At 42.7% G+C, this 21,190-nt stretch carries 21 protein-coding genes; 18 read left to right on the top strand and 3 right to left on the bottom strand.

What is annotated here, in order from left to right; genetic code table 11:
• On the bottom strand, window positions 1–177 hold a 177-nt coding region (locus HY805_06210; protein ID MBI4823805.1), incomplete at its 3' end, for a helix-turn-helix domain-containing protein.
• Between the two features lie 149 nt (window positions 178–326).
• Between HY805_06210 and HY805_06205 the strand changes: the two genes are divergently transcribed.
• The 7 genes from HY805_06205 (at window position 327) to radA (ending at window position 7,655) form a co-directional block, all read left to right on the top strand.
• A complete protein-coding gene (locus HY805_06205; GenBank protein MBI4823804.1) occupies window positions 327–620 on the top strand; it encodes a type II toxin-antitoxin system RelE/ParE family toxin in 294 nt (97 codons plus the stop codon).
• Window positions 617–856 (top strand): type II toxin-antitoxin system Phd/YefM family antitoxin, encoded by a 240-nt coding sequence (locus tag HY805_06200; GenBank protein ID MBI4823803.1) that lies wholly within the window; start codon window positions 617–619, stop codon window positions 854–856. Before HY805_06205 ends, HY805_06200 begins: the two co-directional genes overlap by 4 nt.
• A gap of 335 nt (window positions 857–1,191) precedes the next feature.
• The gene (locus HY805_06195) at window positions 1,192–2,883 is read left to right on the top strand and encodes a DnaJ domain-containing protein (GenBank protein MBI4823802.1); all 1,692 of its coding nucleotides are present in this window, start codon (window positions 1,192–1,194) and stop codon (window positions 2,881–2,883) included.
• Between the two features lie 3 nt (window positions 2,884–2,886).
• Entirely contained in the window at window positions 2,887–3,825 is a 939-nt protein-coding gene (locus HY805_06190; protein ID MBI4823801.1) for an ankyrin repeat domain-containing protein, read from the top strand.
• 67 nt (window positions 3,826–3,892) lie between these two features.
• Window positions 3,893–5,530, top strand: coding sequence for a hypothetical protein (locus HY805_06185; protein MBI4823800.1), 1,638 nt, complete (start codon window positions 3,893–3,895; stop codon window positions 5,528–5,530).
• 8 nt (window positions 5,531–5,538) lie between these two features.
• Entirely contained in the window at window positions 5,539–6,306 is a 768-nt protein-coding gene (thiD, locus tag HY805_06180; protein MBI4823799.1) for a bifunctional hydroxymethylpyrimidine kinase/phosphomethylpyrimidine kinase, read from the top strand.
• A 5-nt stretch (window positions 6,307–6,311) separates the two neighbouring features.
• The gene (radA, locus tag HY805_06175) at window positions 6,312–7,655 is read left to right on the top strand and encodes a DNA repair protein RadA (protein MBI4823798.1); all 1,344 of its coding nucleotides are present in this window, start codon (window positions 6,312–6,314) and stop codon (window positions 7,653–7,655) included.
• A 17-nt stretch (window positions 7,656–7,672) separates the two neighbouring features.
• On the opposite strand, the gene HY805_06170 is transcribed toward radA, so the two are convergent.
• On the bottom strand, window positions 7,673–8,539 hold the full coding sequence (locus tag HY805_06170) for an AAA family ATPase (GenBank protein MBI4823797.1): 867 nt from the start codon (window positions 8,537–8,539) through the stop codon (window positions 7,673–7,675).
• Between the two features lie 2 nt (window positions 8,540–8,541).
• The gene (locus HY805_06165) at window positions 8,542–10,848 is read right to left on the bottom strand and encodes a tetratricopeptide repeat protein (GenBank protein ID MBI4823796.1); all 2,307 of its coding nucleotides are present in this window, start codon (window positions 10,846–10,848) and stop codon (window positions 8,542–8,544) included.
• 120 nt (window positions 10,849–10,968) lie between these two features.
• Here HY805_06165 and HY805_06160 point away from each other — a divergent pair, with 120 nt between their 5' ends.
• From HY805_06160 to HY805_06110, 11 genes are all read left to right on the top strand, one after another.
• Window positions 10,969–12,603, top strand: a complete 1,635-nt coding sequence (locus HY805_06160) for a VCBS repeat-containing protein (protein ID MBI4823795.1) — start codon at window positions 10,969–10,971, stop codon at window positions 12,601–12,603.
• On the top strand, window positions 12,587–13,300 hold the full coding sequence (locus HY805_06155) for an isoprenyl transferase (protein MBI4823794.1): 714 nt from the start codon (window positions 12,587–12,589) through the stop codon (window positions 13,298–13,300). Before HY805_06160 ends, HY805_06155 begins: the two co-directional genes overlap by 17 nt.
• Window positions 13,300–14,085, top strand: coding sequence for a phosphatidate cytidylyltransferase (locus tag HY805_06150; GenBank protein MBI4823793.1), 786 nt, complete (start codon window positions 13,300–13,302; stop codon window positions 14,083–14,085). The genes HY805_06155 and HY805_06150 overlap by 1 nt, the downstream gene beginning before the upstream one ends.
• A gap of 1 nt (window position 14,086) precedes the next feature.
• On the top strand, window positions 14,087–15,199 hold the full coding sequence (gene larC / locus HY805_06145; protein MBI4823792.1) for a nickel pincer cofactor biosynthesis protein LarC: 1,113 nt from the start codon (window positions 14,087–14,089) through the stop codon (window positions 15,197–15,199).
• On the top strand, window positions 15,165–16,082 hold the full coding sequence (locus HY805_06140; protein ID MBI4823791.1) for a sel1 repeat family protein: 918 nt from the start codon (window positions 15,165–15,167) through the stop codon (window positions 16,080–16,082). The genes larC and HY805_06140 overlap by 35 nt, the downstream gene beginning before the upstream one ends.
• Before the next feature lie 22 nt (window positions 16,083–16,104).
• Window positions 16,105–16,257: a hypothetical protein gene (locus HY805_06135; protein MBI4823790.1), complete on the top strand. Its 153-nt coding sequence runs from the start codon at window positions 16,105–16,107 to the stop codon at window positions 16,255–16,257.
• A gap of 5 nt (window positions 16,258–16,262) precedes the next feature.
• The gene (gene amrB / locus HY805_06130) at window positions 16,263–17,681 is read left to right on the top strand and encodes an AmmeMemoRadiSam system protein B (protein ID MBI4823789.1); all 1,419 of its coding nucleotides are present in this window, start codon (window positions 16,263–16,265) and stop codon (window positions 17,679–17,681) included.
• A gap of 161 nt (window positions 17,682–17,842) precedes the next feature.
• A complete protein-coding gene (locus tag HY805_06125) occupies window positions 17,843–18,010 on the top strand; it encodes a hypothetical protein (protein MBI4823788.1) in 168 nt (55 codons plus the stop codon).
• Between the two features lie 23 nt (window positions 18,011–18,033).
• The gene (locus tag HY805_06120; protein MBI4823787.1) at window positions 18,034–20,265 is read left to right on the top strand and encodes a vitamin B12-dependent ribonucleotide reductase; all 2,232 of its coding nucleotides are present in this window, start codon (window positions 18,034–18,036) and stop codon (window positions 20,263–20,265) included.
• Window positions 20,266–20,303: 38 nt separating this feature from the next.
• A complete protein-coding gene (locus HY805_06115) occupies window positions 20,304–20,411 on the top strand; it encodes a multidrug transporter (GenBank protein MBI4823786.1) in 108 nt (35 codons plus the stop codon).
• 234 nt (window positions 20,412–20,645) lie between these two features.
• Entirely contained in the window at window positions 20,646–21,071 is a 426-nt protein-coding gene (locus tag HY805_06110; GenBank protein ID MBI4823785.1) for a hypothetical protein, read from the top strand.
• Window positions 21,072–21,190 lie beyond the last annotated feature (119 nt).

Raw genomic sequence — 21,190 nt, 5'->3', positions numbered from 1 at the left:
CCTATGGCTCATATAGAGCATATAGGACGGTGAACTGTTACGCCCCACCTCCCGTGCTATGGTGCTCGGCGACCGTCCTAACGCCTCTGCAATCGCCCTCAGGCTAAAACCCCTTGCCTTCAACTCCGTTATCCTGTCCCCCTCTTCCAAATTAAGTTGCTTATATCGTCTCTCCATAAACACTTAGGGTAACTCCTTCGTAGCCCCAAGTGTTGCACTTCCTCATTGAACTGGCGAATAACATAAAAAGAGGCAATTATATAATATTTTTGGCTTGACACTTGATACCTTGACATTTTTCATATTCTGGCTATATTATAGCTATAATGCGGTATGAGATTATTTTATCACCAGAGGCAATTGAAGATTTAAATCAGTTAGGAGCCAATAATAAGGCAAAGGTCAAAGATTTAATAGAGATTCATTTAAGGCATGAACCGTTTAAGACAAGTAAAAGCAGGATTAAAAAACTTAGAGGGTTAAGGCATCCGCAATACAGACTGCGGGCAGATGAAATTCGGGTATTTTATGATATAGAAAAAAACCGAGTAGAAATTCTTGCAATAATTTCCAAAAACGAAGCCATAAAATGGCTTGAAAACAGAGGAGAAAAGATATGAAGAAAGTAGCTTTATCAGAAGTAAAGGACGACCTTTCAAAATATCTGCACATCGCAGAAAAAGAGGAAGTAATTATCACCCGGCATGGCAAGCCTGCGGGGGTATTAGTAGGATTTGAAACAGAAGATGACTGGTTTGATTATCGCATGGAGAACAACCCAAGATTTCTTCAGAGGATAGAGCAGGCAAGAAAGAGCATAAGGTCAGGAAAGGGCGTCAGGTTAGAGGATATATAGATAAACCGCTTGAAGTAGGGAAGTTTATTGAGAATGACGGCTCAGAATTCCGACTGACAACTTGACAATCGAAGCTTGACATTTGAATAAGTTAGCATTTATATTAACAATCAAAATTGTATTCTTTATTTACATAAGATTATGAATATAATGGCTATCTATGGGGAAGGGCGGATTTTTATTAATACAGGTATGAAATTTGCTCTCTCTCTCTCTCTCTCTCTCTCTCTCTCTCAAACCTTTATAGGAAACTGCTTAACGAGTTTACTCCATCTCCCACAAAAAACCTAATGTCTTGTCCCATAAATAACCTTTCAGAAAGGACATGATAACCATTGACTGAAAAGAGGCATTTTAGACGATACAAAAGCAATAATGGTGCATTTAATCTTTCCCTTAAAGGGGATTTATTAAAAGGCAATATACTCGATTATTCCATAAGCGGTGTTGGTGCTCTCATCGAGGGTGATTCCAAAATCTCCGAGGGCACGGTCCTTGACCTTGACATAAAAGAGCCTGAGATAAAGGCAAATGGTAAGATAGTCTGGAAAAAGAAGAAGAATGGCTGGCTCAGGCTCGGAATCGAAAAGATTGGACCCATACAAGGCACACTCAAGGATTACAGGCTTTCGGATATCATCATAGGACTTCAGAGGACACAAAAGACAGGAACACTTGAGATAAAAAGCGGCTCTGCCATCAAAAAGATTTATATCAAAAACGGGGATATGGTATTTTCAGCATCCAACCAGAAATCCGACTACCTTAGCGATGTCCTTTTGGCTGAAGGTAGGCTCAAGCAATCCCAATATGACCATGCAGTGGATGTCATGAAAAAAACAGGGAAGAGACTCGGTGGCATACTCGTTGAATTAGGCTATCTAAAGGCAGGTGAGCTTCCATCTGCTGTAAAACATCAGGTAGAGCTGATTATACTCGGTTTGTTTGGGCTTACTGAAGGTGAGTTTTACTTCAATGAGTCTCCGCTTTCAGCAGAGGAGGTCATAACCCTAAAGCTTTCAGCTGCAAATCTTATTTTAAAAGGCATAAAGAGCATTAATGATATTGACTACCTCGGAAGTCTTCTGCCTTCCGAGGATGCAGTTCTTCATCTTTCACCCAATCCCCTTGACCTTTTTCAGGATATAAGATTAGATGATTTCACAAAAAAGGTTTTCTCACTCATCGATGGTAAAAGGACAATCAAAGAGATTCTCGCTTATTATCCAGGGTTCGATAAGTTTGAAGCCATGAAAGACATTGATGCCCTTCTTTCTACGAGAATCATAATGGATAAGACTGAGCCAGAGGAGTATGAACCTGAATTAAAGGATATAGATATCTTAGAGCAGGCAGTTGAGATTCCCGAGGATGTCTCACGCAGGATAGAGGATATGTTCAGAGGGCATGAAGGCTTAGGATATTACGGGGTTTTGGGCATCAAAGAGAATGCCTCAAACGAGGACATTAGAAAGGCATATTATAGGATGGCAAAGGAATTTCATCCTGACAGGCACTTCTACCTTAAAGAAGATACGGAGATGAAATATAAACTGAATGCTATTTTCACTTACATAACGAATGCTTACTCAATACTCACCAATCCTAAGGATAGGGATAAATACAACAGGAGTCTTACAGAGAAGGATAAAAAACAGGCATCGAACACAGAAATCGCAAGCGAAAGATACATCGAGGGAACTGCCTCTCTGAGGCATGGAAACTACTCAAAGGCAGTGAGGTTTTTTGCAGAGGCAACATATTACGATGGCTCTCAGGCAAAATACCATTACCACTATGGACTTTGTCTTTCAAGGCTTGGGAATCTCAAGGAGGCTGAAAAGGCACTTAGAAGGGCATTAGAGGTAGAGCCATCGAATTCGATATATCTGTCCGAGATAGGGCATGTCTATCTTGGTCTGGGATTTCCATTGAGGGCTAAGGGGAATTTTGAAAAGGTACTCAAAAGCCAGCCTGAAAACCAAAGGGCAAAGGAAGGAATGGAAAGGCTAAAGGAGATGCCTTAGGGAATGATTTTGAATGATAAGTTGATTAAGGCATTATATGATAGCGTTGGGATTGACACACCTGCTAAAACTGTTTTAATGGATGCAGCAGAAAAAGGCAAGATAGAGATTGTGAATGCCTTACTTGCTGGAGGTGCTGATATTAACGCTGAATATAATGGCAGGACTGCTTTAATGTTTGCCTCTCGGAATGGTCATACAGAGGTTGTAAAAACCTTAATAAGCAGAGGTGCTGATATTGAAGCAACAACCAATGAGGGCAAGACTGCTTTGATGTTTGCCTCTCGCAGAAACCATTCTGAGATTGTGGAAATCCTGATAGCTCATGGCGCTGATATTGACGCAAAAGAAAACATTATCGGCGGGACAGCTTTAATCTTTGCGGTATTAAACAATCATATAGAGGTTGTAGAAACCTTAATAGATAAAGGTGCTAATATTGAATCAGCAACTAATGAGGGCAAAACTGCTTTAATGATGGCATCTTGCTATAACCATTTAGGAATTGTGAAAACCTTGATAGAGACGGGCGCTTATATTAATGCAAAAAGCAATAAAGGGTTGACTGCTTTAATGTTTGCGGTCATAGAGGGCTATACAGAGGCTGTAAAAACCTTGATATATAAAGGTGCTGATATCGAAGCAACAATCAATTTTAGTAGTGGGACTGCTTTAATTCTTGCAGCATTAGAAGGTCAGACAGAAGCTGTAAAGATTTTAATAAAGAAAGGCGCTAATATTAATGCAAAATATAACGATGGCTCGACTGCTTTGATGTTTGCCGCACTAAAAGGTCATGCAGAAATTGTTAAAATCTTAATAGATAAAGGTGCTGATATTAACGCAAAAACCTTTATTACGGGCAGGACTGCTTTGCTGAATGCAGTGGAAAACGGTCATACAGAAGTGGTAAAGCTCCTGAAATCTGTCAGAGCTAAATAAAAAAACCAGTTACGCAATACTTCAAATCCTTGAAAGATATGGAATCCTTGTAGTAGAATCTTCATACATGGAACAAGATTTAATAGAAAAGATTCGCAGTCTCGAAAGCCGCATAGAAGACAGAGATGCCCTGATTAAAAGATATGACAAGGAAAGGGAAATCCTTCTTAAGAGCGTTAAAAAGGCACATGAGGATGCAGAGGTGGCATATGAGAGGCTTGCAGACTTAGACATATCCCGTCATGCCGAGATTTCGGATTTAAAACAAGAGCTGGACAGGTTAAGGGCTGAAAACAAAGAGCTGCACACCTCAACTGAAAAGGAAGGAGAAGGCTTTCTAAAACGGGAGGTAGAGGTAAAGAAACTTCAGCTTCAGGAATCAGAAGAAAATCTCCATAAAATAACTACAGAGCTAAAGAGACTTAAGGACGATTATGAGAGTCTCGATAGAGAAAGAGATGCCGAGATAAACTCCCTCAAGGCTCACATCGAAGAAACCGAAAAGGCATTCATAGAAAGGCTTTCCGAGATGTCGGATGAGACGGAAAGATTGAGGACAGAGGAACCACTTATTAAAGAAAGTGACAGCAGGGATGCCGAGATTACACAGTTGAAGGCAGAGGTAGAGGGCTTAACAAAGGAAAATACCTCCTTAAGAGACAGTCTGTCTCAGATGAACTCTTTACTGGATGAGCTCAAGGTCAAACTAATGGACGCTGAAAAGGCTCTGAAGGACAGGACTGCTGAGATGGAGCACTTTAAAAACCAATATACGGATGTTTTAGAGGAGGTCAAAAGACTTAAGGCTGAAAAGGAAGACATCGAAGGAAAACTCAAAAATTCTGCTTCTGAGACTGAGACACTTAAAAACGAACTACAAAGACTCAGGTACGAAAAGACAGAGGAGACCACATCTTTAAGGGCTCAGCTTGAGGATGCCTCCATTAAGGTTGCAGATATGCTCGAGAAACTTCAAAGCAGTATATCCGACAATATATCTGCCGCAAAAAGGCTTGCAGATGCCTCATCGTCTGTAATGAAAACAATGGCACTTTATCCCATGGTCATTGGACAACAAGAAAGAAAGACAGGCAGAAAGGCACGAACATTTAAAAATGTAACGATATTTATAGCGGTCTTTACAGTTATGGTTGTGCTCTCGGTTATAGCAGGCATGTATGCCCTCAAGGTCTTAGGCAAAAAGGAGCCAATAACCGTAACTAAAAAAGACTCTTTAGAAAAGGAGCCTTTGCCTATTGACCGCATTAACCTTAAGAAGCCTTATAAGATGCCATGGGCAGGCACAAGAGAGGTCATTCATAAGGATTTCAGGGCAGGTGTAACATTTCTTAGCCCAGTGATGATGGACAGCTACCATATATCACCTGTTCTTACAGAGGAGCAAAGGGTAAGAAATTATTTTTATGTTCTTGAGATAGATACCGAAAAGGGCTGTATACAGCCTGAGGTTATAAATTCTCCTTTTAAGGCAGTATCGTTTATAAACGAAGATGGCTCTGTTTTCAAAACCATTGACATACCGGAGCTTGACCCGCTCAAAAAGGTTGTCTATAAGGTAAAGGCATGCAAGGGAAAAACAGGAGCGGTTTTCTTCAGGTATTTCATGGCAATAAGTAATGTCAACAATCCTCAAGGCATTATAGTGGATGGGCTTATAAAAGACTCCCCAATGGTGATAAAATGATCAGCTCTATGAAATTTGCCCTTACCATAGCAGGCTCGGACCCAACCGGAGGTGCAGGGCTTCAGGCAGACCTCAGGGTCTTTACGGCATTTGGCGTTCATGGCTTGTCTGTGCCAACTGCCCTGACTGTCCAGAACACAGAGGGTGTTGACCGTATAATGCCTGTTGACAGGGATTTCTTAGAAAGACAACTGGATTTTCTCCTTAATGACATAAAACCCGATGCACTTAAAACAGGTATGTTATACACTACCTATGCAGTCGAGCTTACTGCCTATATGGTTAAGAAATATTCTCTTTCAAACTTAGTCATAGACCCTGTAACTGTCTCCTCTTCAGGAGAAAGCCTTCTTGAGGAGGGCGCACTGGATTTGATAAAGCAGATGCTGTTTCCTTTATCAGAGGTTATAACCCCGAATATCTATGAGGCAGGTGTGCTTACAGGCATGAATATAGAGAATGAAAAGGATATGGAGGATGCAGGAAAGGCACTTAAAGACATGGGGCCAAAGGTTGTTATAATCACAGGCGGACACCTCGAGGAACTGACAATGGATTTATATTATGACTCTGATTTTCACAGGCTCGAAAGCGAAAAAATAACTGGAGACTATCATGGCACAGGCTGTGCGTTTTCTTCTGCAATCACTGCCATGCTTGCACTTGGCAACATACCTCTTAAAGCCGCAATGGAAGCAAAGAGGTTTGTAAAAGATGCAATTAAAAAGGCATACCACCCCGGAAGGGGAATGGGAATGCTTAATATCAGGGTGTGAGTTCTATGAAAGATAAAAAGACAATTTATCAATGTCAGGCATGCGGTTATACGAGCCCAAAATGGCTCGGTAAATGTCCTGACTGCTTGCAGTGGAATAGTTTTGTCGAGGAGCCTTTTTTAAAAAAGTCCACAAGAACCCTAAGGAGGTCCGAACCGCAACTGCTAAGCATGGTAGAGGGAAAAAATGAAAAAAGGACAACTACTAAGATTAAGGAGTTTGACAGGGTTCTTGGAGGAGGTATAGTGTCAGGCTCTGTGACTCTGATAGGCGGAGACCCGGGAATCGGAAAGTCAACACTCCTTATGCAGGTGGCAGGAAATCTTCCACGAAAAGTGCTTTATGTCTCAGGAGAGGAATCCCCTGAGCAGATAAAGCTAAGGGCAGAAAGGCTTTCCATTACATCTCAGTCCATAGAGCTTCTGCCTGAGACAGACCTCGAAAATGTCCTTGAAGTAGCAGAAAAAATATCGCCCTCTGCAATCATAGTCGATTCGATTCAGACGATGTATACAGAGGAGCTTTCCTCTGCACCTGGCTCTGTTGGTCAGGTAAGGGAATGTGCAACGAAACTCATGTTCTTTGCAAAAAGAAGTGGGATAACCATATTTCTCATAGGGCATGTTACAAAGGAAGGCACTATCGCAGGTCCTCGTGTCCTCGAGCATATAGTGGACACTGTCTTATATTTCGAAGGCAATGCAGGACACTCCTACAGGATTCTAAGGACAGTGAAAAACCGTTTTGGCTCTACAAACGAGATAGGCGTTTTTGAGATGACCGATGCAGGGCTAAGGGAGATAGAAAACCCCTCCGAGCTATTTCTTTCAGAGAGGCCATCTAATGCTCCGGGCTCTTTGGTAATGTCGAGCATCGAGGGAACAAGGCCCCTTCTCGTAGAGATTCAGGCACTCGTGACACCAACCGTGTTTGGAATGCCAAGAAGGACTGCCATTGGAATGGACTTTCAGAGGGTAAATCTCCTTACTGCCGTGCTTGAAAAGATAGCAGGCATTCATCTTGGAGGAATGGATATTTTTACTAATGTAGCAGGTGGACTGAGGATTGTCGAGCCTGCGGCTGACCTTGCAGTTTCAGGTGCAATCTCTTCTTCCTTAAAAGAACTGCCTGTTAGTCTGGAGCTGTTTGTCTTTGGAGAGGTCGGGCTTTCAGGCGAGATTAGGGCAGTCAATCAGGCTGAGCTGAGGCTTAAGGAGGCATCTAAAATAGGTTTCAAAAAAGCCGTAATACCAAGGTCAAACAGGGAAAAACTAAAAGATACATTTGGACTTAACATAACAGGTGTAAGCACCCTGAGGGATGCCCTGAATGCAATATTTGAGATTTGAATTTTTTCGGCTCCTAATTACGATGCGTCATATGGGGTTTGTAACTTTTCTTTTGGGTTTCTATTCTCCTCGTTAAGCCCTAAGTCAATGGCTACTGCTTTAATCACCGAGTCGTCAATGACAGGTGCTTTAAATAGAAACCCTTCGAGGAGTGCATTGTCGCATATCGTGTTTATCAGTCTCGGAAGTCCTTTTGAATAGCTATAGATTGTCTTTATTGCGCCTTCAGTGAACATATTTTTCAAGCACCCTGCTTTTTGTAGCCTGTGCTCTATGTATTCCTTTGTGTTTGCTTCCGAGAATGCCTTGAGATTGATTCTGATAGCAACCCTTTGCTTTAGCGGCTCATCGAGGCTCAGGACATCCTCGAGGTCGCTCAAGCCAAAGAATATAAGGTTTATCATCTTTCCTTCTGCCATTTCCATATTGAGGAGCCCTCTGAATTCCTCCATTATCTCCCTTGACTTGAGCATCTGAACCTCATCCATTAAAACCACAGGTGTCTTACCCTGCTCGATAATCTCATAGAGCCTTTTGTATATCTGACTAAGAATCTCCAGCTTGCTATGCTCCTTGATATCGCTGATTCCAAGCTGTATGGCGAATTTCTTTAAGAGCCACTCACTGCTTACCGATGAATGGATTATCACAAGGAGTGCGGCCTCATAAAGACTCTCATCCAGCTCCTCGAGGAGCCTTCTTGCGAGGGTGGTTTTGCCTGAGCCTGTCTCGCCTATGACAACTGCAAGACCTTTCTTTGTGTCAATGGCATACTTGAGTTTTATAAGTGCACGGGAGTGCTCTGTGCTGTTATAGTAAAACCTATTGTCGACGACATTGGAGAAAGGGTGTTCTTTGAGCTTATAGTATTCAAGATAATCCATGTCTAAATGTATGATACCCTACTTTTCTTAGGTTTTTCAGGCTCTGCCTTTTTCTCCTCAGGCAGGGTAAATTCTGCGGCTTTTACATGAACACCTTTCAGAAGATTAATCTTTTCTGTTACATCCCTGAACTTGGAGTTCCAGCCATAGACCTCTGTGTATAGCTGGAATGCCTCTTTCAGTTTGCCGTCTTTTTCATATGCATCTGCAAGGTCATATTTCAGTGCCCAGTGCGATTCGTCTTTAGCCGCTACCTTCATAATCGCACTGCTAAGGGCATCTATGGCAAGCGAATAAAGCCCCTTCTGAACATAGCACATTCCGAGTGTGCTTGCGGCTTGGATAAAGAATTTCGGGTCACGCTTGGCTATCTGGAATTCGTTTATCGCATCGTCTACGAGCCCCATCTCCTTATAAGCAATGCCTAAATTATAGTGTGTCTCGTAGTCTTCTGCCTCAAGGTCTTTTGCAAGACCTCTTTTGAATTCTTCGAATATCTCTAAGACATCGCTTTCAAGCTCAGGCTCTTTGACCTCCTGTGTCTCTTCAGGCTCTATCTCAGGCACAATCAGCTCCTCTAAAGAGATAGGCTCTATCTTCTCCTCCTCCAGCGATACCCTTTCCTCTTGTATCTCTCCTTCGATGCTTGAGAGTCTGCCCCTTAGTTCTTCGTTTTCCGGGAATATGTTAATCAGCTTCCTATATATCTCAACTGCATCCTGAATGAGTCCTTGTTTGGCATAAAAGTCTGCCTCTGAGAGTTCCTCCGAGTAGTTTTCCATCGAAGGCAGAGTGCTCGCTAAAGGAGGAGAAACCTCCTCTTTTGCAGGTGCGATTCTTTCAACCAGCCTTGGGTCATCGGGGTTTATCTCATATGCCTCGGAGAGGACGCTCTGTTTTTTATCCTCTTCGTGGTTTCTGCCATAAAGCTCTGCGAGGATGAGACATTCTGTCACTGTCTGCTCTTTATCGGCAGTGTCTAAGTAAAGGGATTTGAGCTTTAGGTGAATATCTATGTTTTCGGGTATCTTTACCTTTAGCCCCTCAAGCAGTGTCTTTGCCTCATCGTAAAGGCCATATCTTAAGAATATATCTGCCTCTGTTAGGCTCTCTTCGATTGTCTTTTCCGGAGCAGTAACCTCTATCCCAAGCTCCTTTTCGATAGCCTCAATCTTTTCCTTCAGCTCACTACTGCCAGGAAGCAGGGAGAGTGCCTCCTGATAGCATTTGAGGGCATCTGCCTGCATCCCACTGCCTTCGAATATCTCGGCCAAGGCGGATATTTCCATTACTGCGGAGTCGGTATCATTTATCTGCTTATAAAGGGATACGAGCTTTCTTCTTGACTCTATAGGGTCTATCTCCTTGAACATATTCAGGACATTTATTGCCTCCGAGTAATTCTCCTTAAATATCATTTCATCTAACACACTGCTATATTCCTGCCATGCCTTTGCCATGTCGTTTTGCTTTACATACACATCTCCAAGCAGTCTCTTTGCATAAAGGTTCGATGGCTCTGCCCCTACTACCTTCGATATATAAGTTGTGGCTTCCTCTAAAGAGCCACTTTTAATTAAGAGGTCTGCAACCCTCAAAAGCATTTCTGTAGTTTCTTCGCCTGTCAGCGACATGAGATTTTTCATATAGCCGACTGCTTGCTGGAAGTTCCCTAATTTCTCTGCTAAATTGCTCATGGCAAGCATCGCATCCGTATTTCGTGGCTGAATCTCGAGGGACTTCTGAAAATACCTTTTTGCATTGTCGGTTTCGCCTTGCTCTGCGTATATTTTTCCTATTTCGAGGTATTCTCTTGAGGACTCGGCTACAAAGCCTTCCTTAGAGAAAAGCTCTGAGATCTTGAGCCTTAGAGGGATGTTTGTGGGAGCAAGACGGAGTATCTTGTCATAAGCCGAAACCAACTTGGTTTTCTTGTTTTCCTTTGAATAGATATCTGTTGCGGCAAGATAATATTTTATGGCATCGGTTACGATATTTTTCTCTTCATTTAGCTCTCCGAGTGCAAAGAGGGCATCTCCATCCGCTGGATTGATGTTTAGGATTTTTTTATAGAGGGCAAGTGCCTTGAGGGAAAACCCTTCGTCTTTGAAGATTTTAGATGCCTTGTGGAATGCATCTATTGCTGATTGCTTGTTTCCCTTTTTGAGATGAAGGTCTCCTACGGTATTGAAAGTGGCACCATCAGGGGATTCTTTTAAGAGTTTTTCCCACTCTACAATTGCCTTATCGATCTGGCCTTTTGATAGATATTTCTGTGCCTCTCTTATTATAGATGCCTTATCTACCATGTATCTAAAAGTATCATAGCTTGCAAGTATGTGTCAACCAAACCCACTGCAAATCCACACGAACTATATGTTATAATTACAAAAATGGCAATGAAGGTTCTTCTATTTTTTTTATCCTGTATGTTTTTATTTTCAACTACAGCCTCTTATGGTGCCGATGAACTGTTTTTGGAACTAAAGGACTCTGCCCTATTATTTTTTAAGCCTGTAGAGGGCAGGGTGCTCTCAGTGGACGAATCGGTGATTAGCTCTGATTTAAGACCAGAGGATGTAAAGAAAGGCATGAGGCTAAAGGTCATGAGAAAGGGAAAACCCTATCTGCATCCCATAACAAAAGAGCCTATAGGAGAGCTTGAAAAGCAGGTTGGCTTGACAGAGGTCACAAGTGCAGGGACAGAGGGTGTTAGGCTTTTGCTTTTAACTGGCGAGGCTAAACCCGATGACATCCTCAGGGTCTCTCAGGCAAAGGTAAGGGTGCTTTTTTATCCTGTAGATGGCGTTAGCTGGAACATCTCCGAGAAGTATTACGATACCCTTAAAGATACAGAAAGGTTTGAGCTTATGGATAGCTCTATTTATACGAATGAGGATTCGGAGATTGTAGCCGAGGCAAAAAGACTCGGTGCCGAGCTTGTCCTTATTCTTTCAGAGGAAGATGAAACGGATGGAATAATACTGAGACAGAGGCTTTTGTGGGCAGAGGACATGAAGATACAGGGCACATCAGAGGTCACGCTAAATAAGGCTGATGTCTCAAAGTTAACATTTGGCGAGGAGCTGTTTAAGCCTCCCCAAAAAGAGCTTTTTTTGTCCTTCGATATACCTTACAGGGTAACTCTAATAGGAACAGGCGATATTGACGGAGATGGCACAGATGAGCTCATAGTGAGCACTGGCAGGGATATAGTGTTTTACCTGCCTGGCAAGACCCTTCTACCTGCCCTCGGCGGCATAGAGATAAAGGGAAAATCCTCTGATGAGCATCTCTGGCTTGATGTCTTTGACCTTAACGGAGATAAAAAAGACGATATTCTGATTACGCTGATGAGAGACGACAGGGTTGTATCATATGCCTATGAATATAAGGACAAGGCATTTTCGTTAATGCACAAATGGGACTTTTTTGTCAGGGTAGTGGGTGATACTGTTTATGGACAGAAGTATTTCAGAGGGGAGGGCTTTGACGGAGCGGTTTTCAATGTGTCAGACAATACTCTCCTTGAATTGCCAAAGGGCGTTAATCTATATGACTTTATGTTTATAGAATCCGAAGGACAGAGGTTTATCCTTGCGTATGATGACTATGCATATCTTAATCTCTATGACATAAAGGGCAAGGTGCTATGGCAGAGTAAAGACAACTACAGGGGTTTTATGAGAACATATAAAAAGGACTCGCCCACCGAGATGGTTGACAGGGGAGAGTGGTCGATAAAAGACAAACTGGTTGTTCGGGGCAATACAGTCATACTTTTAAGACGTATTCCTGTTTTAGAGGTGGCATCTAAGATGGGGTATAAGAGCTCTACTTTAGTGGCAGTGCAGCTGAAAGAGCCGTTTTCGGTTAAGGAGCATACATTGATAGATTATATTCCTGGCAGGGCAGGGGATTTTGCAATAACCTCCGAAAATATCTTTATACTTTCATATGATGTAAGAATAAAGGCAAGTAACTTTTTAAGGGGAATGGGTCTTATCGGAAACAGAATCTATGCATATCCACTTAAGGAGAGGTTAAATGTTATCTTCAGATAAACTGCCAAATCATGTTGGCATAATAATGGATGGCAATGGCAGGTGGGCAAGTATGAGGAGACTGCCGAGGGCAGAGGGCCATAGAAAAGGTGCTGAGAGGGCAAAAGAGATTATAGGTGTATCGAGGGAAATGGGCATTCGTTACCTGACCCTCTATACATTCTCTATGGAGAACTGGCAGAGACCGAAGGATGAAGTCTCTACGCTGATGAAGCTCCTTGAGATGTACCTTAGAAAGGAATGTAATAAGCTTGTAAGGGATGGCGTTGTATTCAGAAGCATCGGCGAAATCGGGAGATTGCCTCAAAACATCCAGACCCTTTTAGAAGAGCTTGAGGAAAAGACGACACATAACACAGGCATGACCTTGCTTGCCGCATTAAGCTACGGAGGAAGAGACGAGATTCTGAGGGCTGTAAGAAAGGCAATACATACCGGCATGACATCCTCTGAGATTACAGAGAAATCCTTCTCGAACCTTTTAGACACCAATGGCATACCGCCTCCTGACCTCATTATAAGGACATCAGGCGAAAGGAGATTAAGTAATTTCCTTCTCTGGCAGTCAGCATATTCAGAGCTTTATTTCACAGAGACCCTCTGGCCTGACTTCACAAAGGATGAGTATCTTCATGCACTTTCTGACTTTCAGTTCAGGGAGCGAAGGTTCGGTTCGGTCCCTCTAAGGCAGGCCTGATGAGGAGGCTTCTTACTGCAGTAATCCTTATACCCCTTATATATCTTTATGTGATGAGGCTTCCACAGATTTATTTTACCGCACTCATTGTCGTTGTCAGTCTTATAGCCCAGTCTGAGTTTTACTCCATGTATAAACTTAAAGGCGCTCTTAAATGGACCGCCCTTGCCTTTGGCATGGGAGCAATAATTGCAGTATACCAAGATGTTAGCCTTACCGATGTCATAATGCTTTCGGTTATCGTAATAGCTGGATTAAGACTTCTTACAAAAAAAGCCCCGGGGGCATCTCTTTACGAGGTCTCATCCTTGCTCTTAGGGCTTTTCTACATACCACTTCTTTTAAGCTCACAGATAAGCCTGAGAAAAGAAGGAGGCCCCGAATGGATAATGTTCCTTTATGGCTCTGTATGGGCATCGGACAGCCTTGCCTACTATATGGGCACAGCCTTTGGCAAAAGAAAGCTCTATGAGGAGGTGAGCCCCAATAAGACAGAGGCAGGTGCAGTCGGCTCGATTATAGGAGGCATCGGAGGTGCAGTCCTGCTAAGGGCATTCTTTAATATTCAGATGCCATATGCCACTACCATTATGGCAGGTGCAATTATAGGCGTTGCCTCTGTCTTAGGGGACCTTGTAGAAAGCATGTTCAAGCGTGATGCAGGCGTTAAAGACTCTGGCTCGCTCATTCCAGGCGGACATGGTGGGGTTTTAGATAAAATAGACTCAGCCCTTTTTGCAGGCACTACGCTTTACTGGATGCTTAAGGCAATGAGTGTGATTTAAAATGACAACTGCCTATTTTCAATGTGCATCAGGGGTAAGTGGCGATATGTGTTTAGGTGCACTTATCCATGCAGGCGTGCCACTTAACGAAATCAACAAGGAACTGAAGAGGCTACATTTAAAAGGCTATACCCTTACCGAAAAAAAGGTCAGAAGAAAAGGCATAGAGGCAATAAAGATAACCGTAAAGATAAATGACAAAAAACACCTGAATATCAGAAGGTGGAGGGATGTTGTTAACATAGTCCGTAGCTCTGACCTCGAGCCTGAGATAAAAGAAAAGGGGCTTAGGATATTTAAATCCCTTTTTCTATCAGAAGCAATTGCACATGGAGAGCCATATGACAGGCTTCATGTTCATGAGCTTGGCTCTGTGGACACATTTGTGGATATATTCGGGACGCTAATTGCTCTTAAAGCCCTCGGCATCGAGAAGGTCTATACATCGGCTGTAAACCTTGGAGGAGGCTCCGTAAGGATGAGCCATGGGGTTTTTCCTGTGCCTGCACCTGCAACTGCGGAGCTCTTAAAGGGCATCCCCCAGTATTCCGTAACAGGGACCCCTTATGAGCTTACAACACCAACCGGAGCGGCTATAATCAAAGCCATTTCATCGGGGTTTGGAGGAATGCCTCTTATGAGTGTCGATAAAATCGGAATAGGCGCAGGAGACCGAGACCTTAAGGAGATGTCCAATGTCCTTAGGGTCTTTATCGGAAAAGACCGTGGTATTGTCAGAAATGAGGATATAACAGTTATCGAGACCAATATAGATGACATGAGCCCCCAGATATACGAATACCTTATTGAAAAGCTCCTTAAAAAAGGTGCTCTGGATGCCTTTCTCACACAGGTTATTATGAAAAAAGGAAGACCAGGCGTCCTGCTTACAGTCCTCTGCCATGAGGATAAAAAACAGGAAATTGCAAATACAATATTTGAAGAGACCACAACCTTAGGAGTCAGATTTTATAATGCAGGAAGGATTACGCTTAAAAGAAAGATTGACAAGGTTGTCACTGAATTTGGAAAGATAAGGGTAAAAATGGCAGACACCGATACTATGAGAAAGGTTATGCCTGAATACGAGTTTTTCTTTTGCAGGAGACTATGAAGATGCCATCGAGGCTTATGATAAGGGGGATTATAAGACAGCACACAGTCTATTGTTGAAAGAAGCAAACAAAGGTAACCCTCTTGCCCAAAACGACCTTGGGATTATGTATGAAGACGGCATAGGAGTTTCTGAGGACTACAAAGAGGCTGTCAAGTGGTATAGGCGCTCTGCAGAGCAGGGATATGCAGGCGCACAGAATAATCTGGGTATTATGTATGAGTATGGAAGAGGAGTCTTACAGGACCTTACTGAGGCAGTCAAGTGGTATAGGCGCTCCGCAGAGCAGGGTAATGCAAAGGCTCAAAGTAATTTAGGCTATATGTATACAAATGGTAAAGGAGTGCTTAAGGACGATGTGGAGGCAGTTAAGTGGTTTCGGCTTGCCGCTGAGCAGGGCGATGCAACTGCTCAGAATAATATTGGTGTCATGTATGAAGATGGCAAAGGAGTTCTACAGGACCTCGATGAGGCAGTTAGATGGTACAGGCTTTCTGCTGAGCAGGGCAATGCTAAGGCTCAAAGCAATTTAGGCTATATGTATGCAAATGGCAAAGGAGTGCTTAAGGACGATGAGGAGGCAGTTAAGTGGTTTCGGCTTTCTGCTGAGCAGGGCAATGCCTCTGCACAAAATAATCTTGGTGTCATGTATGAAGATGGCGCAGGCGTTTCACAGGACTATAAAGAGGCAGCAAGATTGTTTCAGCTTGCAGTTGGGCAGGACTATAGCCTTGCTAAATGCAATCTTGCCGAGCTTTATGCCGCTGGATTAGGCATTCAAAAAGACCTCCGAGAGGCTAAAAGATTGGCTAAGGAGGGCTATGAAGAAGGAATCGATTATTGTAAGACGATTTGGGATAAATATAATCTCGCAAATGAATAGTAATCTTTTGTTATAATAAGAGATGACAAGAAGAGATTTTATTGGCTTTTTACTTCTCGGCGGTCTTCTTAGTAGTCTAAGCCCTTTCAGGGCTTTTGCTAAAGGTCCTGATGCCTTTAGAGATAGGGTCATTGCCTCTCAAAAAGAGGCTATGTTCTGGAAAAGGCTTGACTGAAACCGATGAAGATTACGAGATTTCTCCTTATCTTTACCCTCGTTGTTGTCTTTCTTTGTGCCTGTAAGGCAGATATAAAAGAGCCATCGGTTGCAGGCGCATTTTATCCTTCTGACAGAAATGCCCTTACTGACATGGTCGGTGATTTCCTCTATAGTGCTGAAAATAAACCCGAGGAAGGTCAGCTCGTAGCCCTTATCTCGCCTCATGCTGGCTATGAGTTCTCAGGACATGTCTCTGCATACGGATATAAGCAACTCAAAGGCAGGGATATTAAGACAGTTATATTAATCGGCTCAAGCCATTTCCATGACTTTAAAGGCGCATCTGTTTATTGCAAAGGCGGATTTAAAACCCCACTTGGAGTTATAAAGATAAATGAGAAACTCGCAAAAGACCTTATAAATAAGGATGCGGATGTTGGCTTTTATCCAGAGGTTTATGAAAAAGAGCATACGCTCGAGGTTCAACTTCCGTTTCTTCAAGTGGTTCTAAAGGATTTTAAAATACTGCCAATTCTTATAGGTAACCCAACGAGAGGGTCATTGGAGCACCTTTCGGAAAAACTCAAGGAAGTGATGAGGAAAAACCAGAATGTAATCCTTATAGCAAGCACAGACCTCTCTCACTACCATGACTATGAGACTGCATTAAAAATGGACGGTAAACTGATAGATGCCATCGAAAGGCTGTCCATAAAGGATGTAGAGGAGCTTTTGATGTCAGGTGCCTCTGAGATGTGCGGAGCATATCCAGTTATTCTTACAATGAGGGTGGCAAAAGAACTCGGTGCAAACCATGGTGTGCTTTATAAATACGCAAATTCAGGAGATGTAACTTCTGACAAAGGAAGGGTGGTTGGATATGCCTCGATGGGGGTCCTGAGAAGCTCCCTTACAAAGGAGGAAAAAGAAGAGCTGATTACACTGGCAAGAAAGGCAATCACCCAATATGTAAGCACAGGAAAGCCTCTTGAGGTAGAAATAAAAAATCCCAAGCTGAAAGCAGAAGGCGCAGTGTTTGTAACCATTACTAAAGGAGGCAGACTCAGAGGCTGTATAGGACACATCCATGCCATGATGCCTCTTTATAAATCGGTTATAAAAAATGCCATCTATGCTTGCTCGGCTGACACGAGGTTTCTACCCATGACAAAACAAGAGCTTTCCGATATAGATGTTGAGATTTCAATACTCACACCCCTTGAGCCACTAAAGGATATTCATAGTATCCAGATAGGCAGGGATGGCATTTACATAGTCAAAGACGGAAAATCTGGAATCCTTCTTCCACAGGTAGCAGTTGAGTTTGGCTGGGATAAAGAGACATTCTTAAGAAATCTCTGCCTTAAGGCAGGACTTCCAAAAGACGCATGGAAAAACGGAGCCACACTCTATAGGTTCACTGCTGAAATTATAAGGTAATTAGCCTTATAATCCTCAACAATCCCCTAACACCTATTTCACAGAAAAGTCCCTTTTAAATCATGCACTTAAGAATTTTCCGTTTTTTCCTTGACATATACAAGATATTGTGGTTTAATGTCTGGGATTATACAAACTATTGATTTTTAAAAGGAGTTACTATGCAGTATTGTGAGGGCTTCAGAGATTGGCTTAAATGCTTAAGGTGTGTGGATATATGCACAGGCAGGTGTCCTTTAGAGAAAGAAAACTTAGTCGAGGGCATGAGGGTAAGGATGCTCACAGAGGGTGATATAAAAAGCATGTTTAATGAGTTAAACCAGAATTAAAAAATATAAATTGGGAGGTCATTATGAAGGTCTTAGGAGAGGGGCTTAATCTTACGGGAAATGCCATTAAGGTGCTTGAAAAGAGGTACCTTAAGAAGGATGAAAATGCAAGGATAACCGAGACACCCGAGGAGCTTTTCAGGCGTGTGGCAAAGGCTATTGCCTCTTCGGATCTAAAATACGGAAAGACGGAAAAAGAAGTAAAAACCATTGAAGATGAGTTTTATTCGATGATGACCTCATTGGAGTTTCTACCAAACAGTCCCACCCTTATGAATGCAGGAAGAAGGCTTGGGCAGTTAAGCGCGTGTTTTGTCCTTCCAGTTGGGGATTCCATGGAATCCATATTCGATGCAGTAAAGTATGCGGCTATAATCCATAAATCAGGTGGAGGCACAGGGTTTTCCTTCTCGAAGCTAAGGCCAAAAGGGGATGTTGTTGGCTCGACAAAAGGCATATCCTCAGGTCCTGTATCTTTTATGACAGTATTTGATACTGCAACCGAGGCAGTAAAGCAGGGCGGAACAAGAAGAGGTGCAAATATGGGAATCCTGAGGGTAGACCACCCAGATATACTACAATTTATTACCTGCAAAGACGAAAATACCAAATTAAATAATTTCAATATATCGGTTGCCCTTACAGACAGCTTTATGAAGGCAGTTGAGGAAGATACCACCTATGACCTTATAAACCCAAGGACCAAAAAGGTAGCTGAGACACTCAGGGCAAAGGATGTATTTAACCTTATAGTGGAGCATGCATGGAAAAACGGAGAGCCGGGCATTGTCTTCTTAGACAGGGTAAACCAAGGAAACCCAACCCCGCATATCGGGGAGATAGAAAGCACAAACCCCTGCGGAGAACAGCCCCTCCTTGCCTTTGAGTCCTGTAACTTAGGTTCAATCAATCTTTCTCTTATGGTAGAAGACAGAAGGATTAACTGGCAAAGACTTAAGGGTGTAACTCATCGTGCAGTTCATTTCCTTGACAATGTCATAGATGTAAATAAGTATCCCCTTTCTGAGATAGAGAAGATGACAAAGGCAAGCAGAAAAATCGGACTTGGCATTATGGGCTGGGCAGACATGCTCATACTCATGGGCATCCCTTATAACTCGGAAGAGGCACTCCTACTTGCCGAAGAGGTAATGGGATTTATACAGAGGGAAGGAAGGATCAAAGGAGAGGCATTGGCAGAGGAAAGAGGGGTTTTCCCTAATTATAAAGGCAGTCTCTATGATGGAAACATAAAGGTCAGAAACTCAACTATAACGACCATAGCTCCCACAGGCACACTCTCCATAATAGCAGGATGCTCATCGGGCATAGAGCCTCTCTTTGCAGTCTCATACATAAGAACAGTGATGGAAGGAACAAAGCTCATAGAGGTTAATCCCTATTTTGAAAGGGTCGCAAAGGAGAGGGGATTTGGAAGTAGAGAGCTTATGGAGAGGATTGCTCAAGAAGGAAGCATCCATAAGTTTAAGGAGATACCCGAGGACATAAAGAGCTTCTTTGTAACTGCCCATGACATAACCCCTCTTGAGCATATAAAGATGCAGGCAGCATTCCAGAAATACACTGACAATGCAGTGTCAAAGACAGTGAACTTCCCGAATGATGCAACTAAAAAAGATGTAGAGAATGTCTATCTTTTATCATACAGGCTTGGCTGTAAAGGTGTAACTGTTTATAGAGATGGCAGTCGTGAAGAGCAGGTTCTTACAAAAGGGTCAGTGACCCCTGCCTCTATTGGGGCAGTGACCCCCACCAAGATAGTGCCGAGGAAAAGGCCGGAGGTCCTTAATGCAAAGAATCGTTTAATCAAGACAGGCTGTGGCAATATTTATGTCACTATAACAGAAGATGAAAATGGGCATCTCTTTGACTTATTCGCTAACATGGGCAAGGCAGGAGGCTGTGCCTCAAGCCAGGCAGAGGCAATTGGAAGGCTTATCTCCTTAGCCCTTCGCTCCAACATAGAGCCAACAGAAATTGTAAAACAGCTTAAAGGCGTTAGATGTCACCAGCCAATATGGCAGAAAGGCGCTCAGATTTTATCTTGTTCTGACGCTATTGCAAAGGTTATCGAGAAATATAATGAAAAGCCCGGAAAGGGAAATGGAGAAGGCGGCTCAGAGCAGGACACCGAAGTTGTCTTCATTGGCGCCTGTCCTGAATGCGGAGGCGCAGTAGAGCATGAAGGTGGCTGTGCAGTCTGCCATAACTGCGGGTTTACGAGATGTGGGTAGGGAGAAGTATTGAAGTATGAGGAAAGGAGGTGGAAATTATGGGTAAACAAGTTCGCAGTGCTATAACAGGCAAGTTTGTTGGAAAAAGTGAAGCTACGAAACATCCAAAAACTACTGTAACAGAAACAACGAAAAAGAAAAAGTAAGTGAGAACTTTTGAGCCTTAAGATGGAAACTGGAAATGTTCTTAGATGAAACACTCTCAGTGCTTTTAAAAGAGCTTGCTGTCTCGGAGCTTACAGCCTTAGTTCACCTACATGCACACACAGAAGGGCTGAAGGAGATGATTAATGGGGAGAGGGTGTGAGGAGGCAGGATTAAAATGTTCAGGGTTCAAGTTACAAACCTGAATCTGCCTAAAGAAAATAAGGGGTTACATTATGTCTAAAATTAAGGGCAGTGATTTCTTTGGTGGGAATCGGTGGAGTAAGTTTTTAGCTTTCTTATCTTTTATTTTCCTCTGCCTTACAGGTATAACTCTTATATCCAAGATACAGACATACGATCCTATATCTCAAGAAATAATATCTTCAGAAATTCCATGGAAAATAGCAATATTATTGTTTGCTCTTAGCCTTATTACTGGTTACATTTCTTATCGCCTTGCAGGTGGAAGAAGAAATCCAGCTATTTGGAAGGATGCAGATCTATATTCTTTGTTGGTGCACACAGAAGCAGTCAGAGAATGTAGGATTGGGTTTCATGCTCTTAGAGATCAAAAGCTTATTATTGATAAACTAAAATCAATAGGTTTAACAAAGAGACCATCTAAAGATACGCGCCAATTTATTACGCCAGTTCAATGAGGAAGTGCAACACTTGGGGCTACGAAGGAGTTACCCTAAGTGTTTATGGAGAGACGATATAAGCAACTTAATTTGGAAGAGAGGGACAGGATAACGGAGTTGAAGGCAAGGGGTTTTAG

It is taken from the genome of Nitrospirota bacterium (assembly GCA_016207905.1).
Taxonomy (GTDB): domain Bacteria; phylum Nitrospirota; class Thermodesulfovibrionia; order Thermodesulfovibrionales; family JdFR-86; genus JACQZC01.
This window is presented reverse-complemented; position numbering and strand designations above follow the sequence as displayed.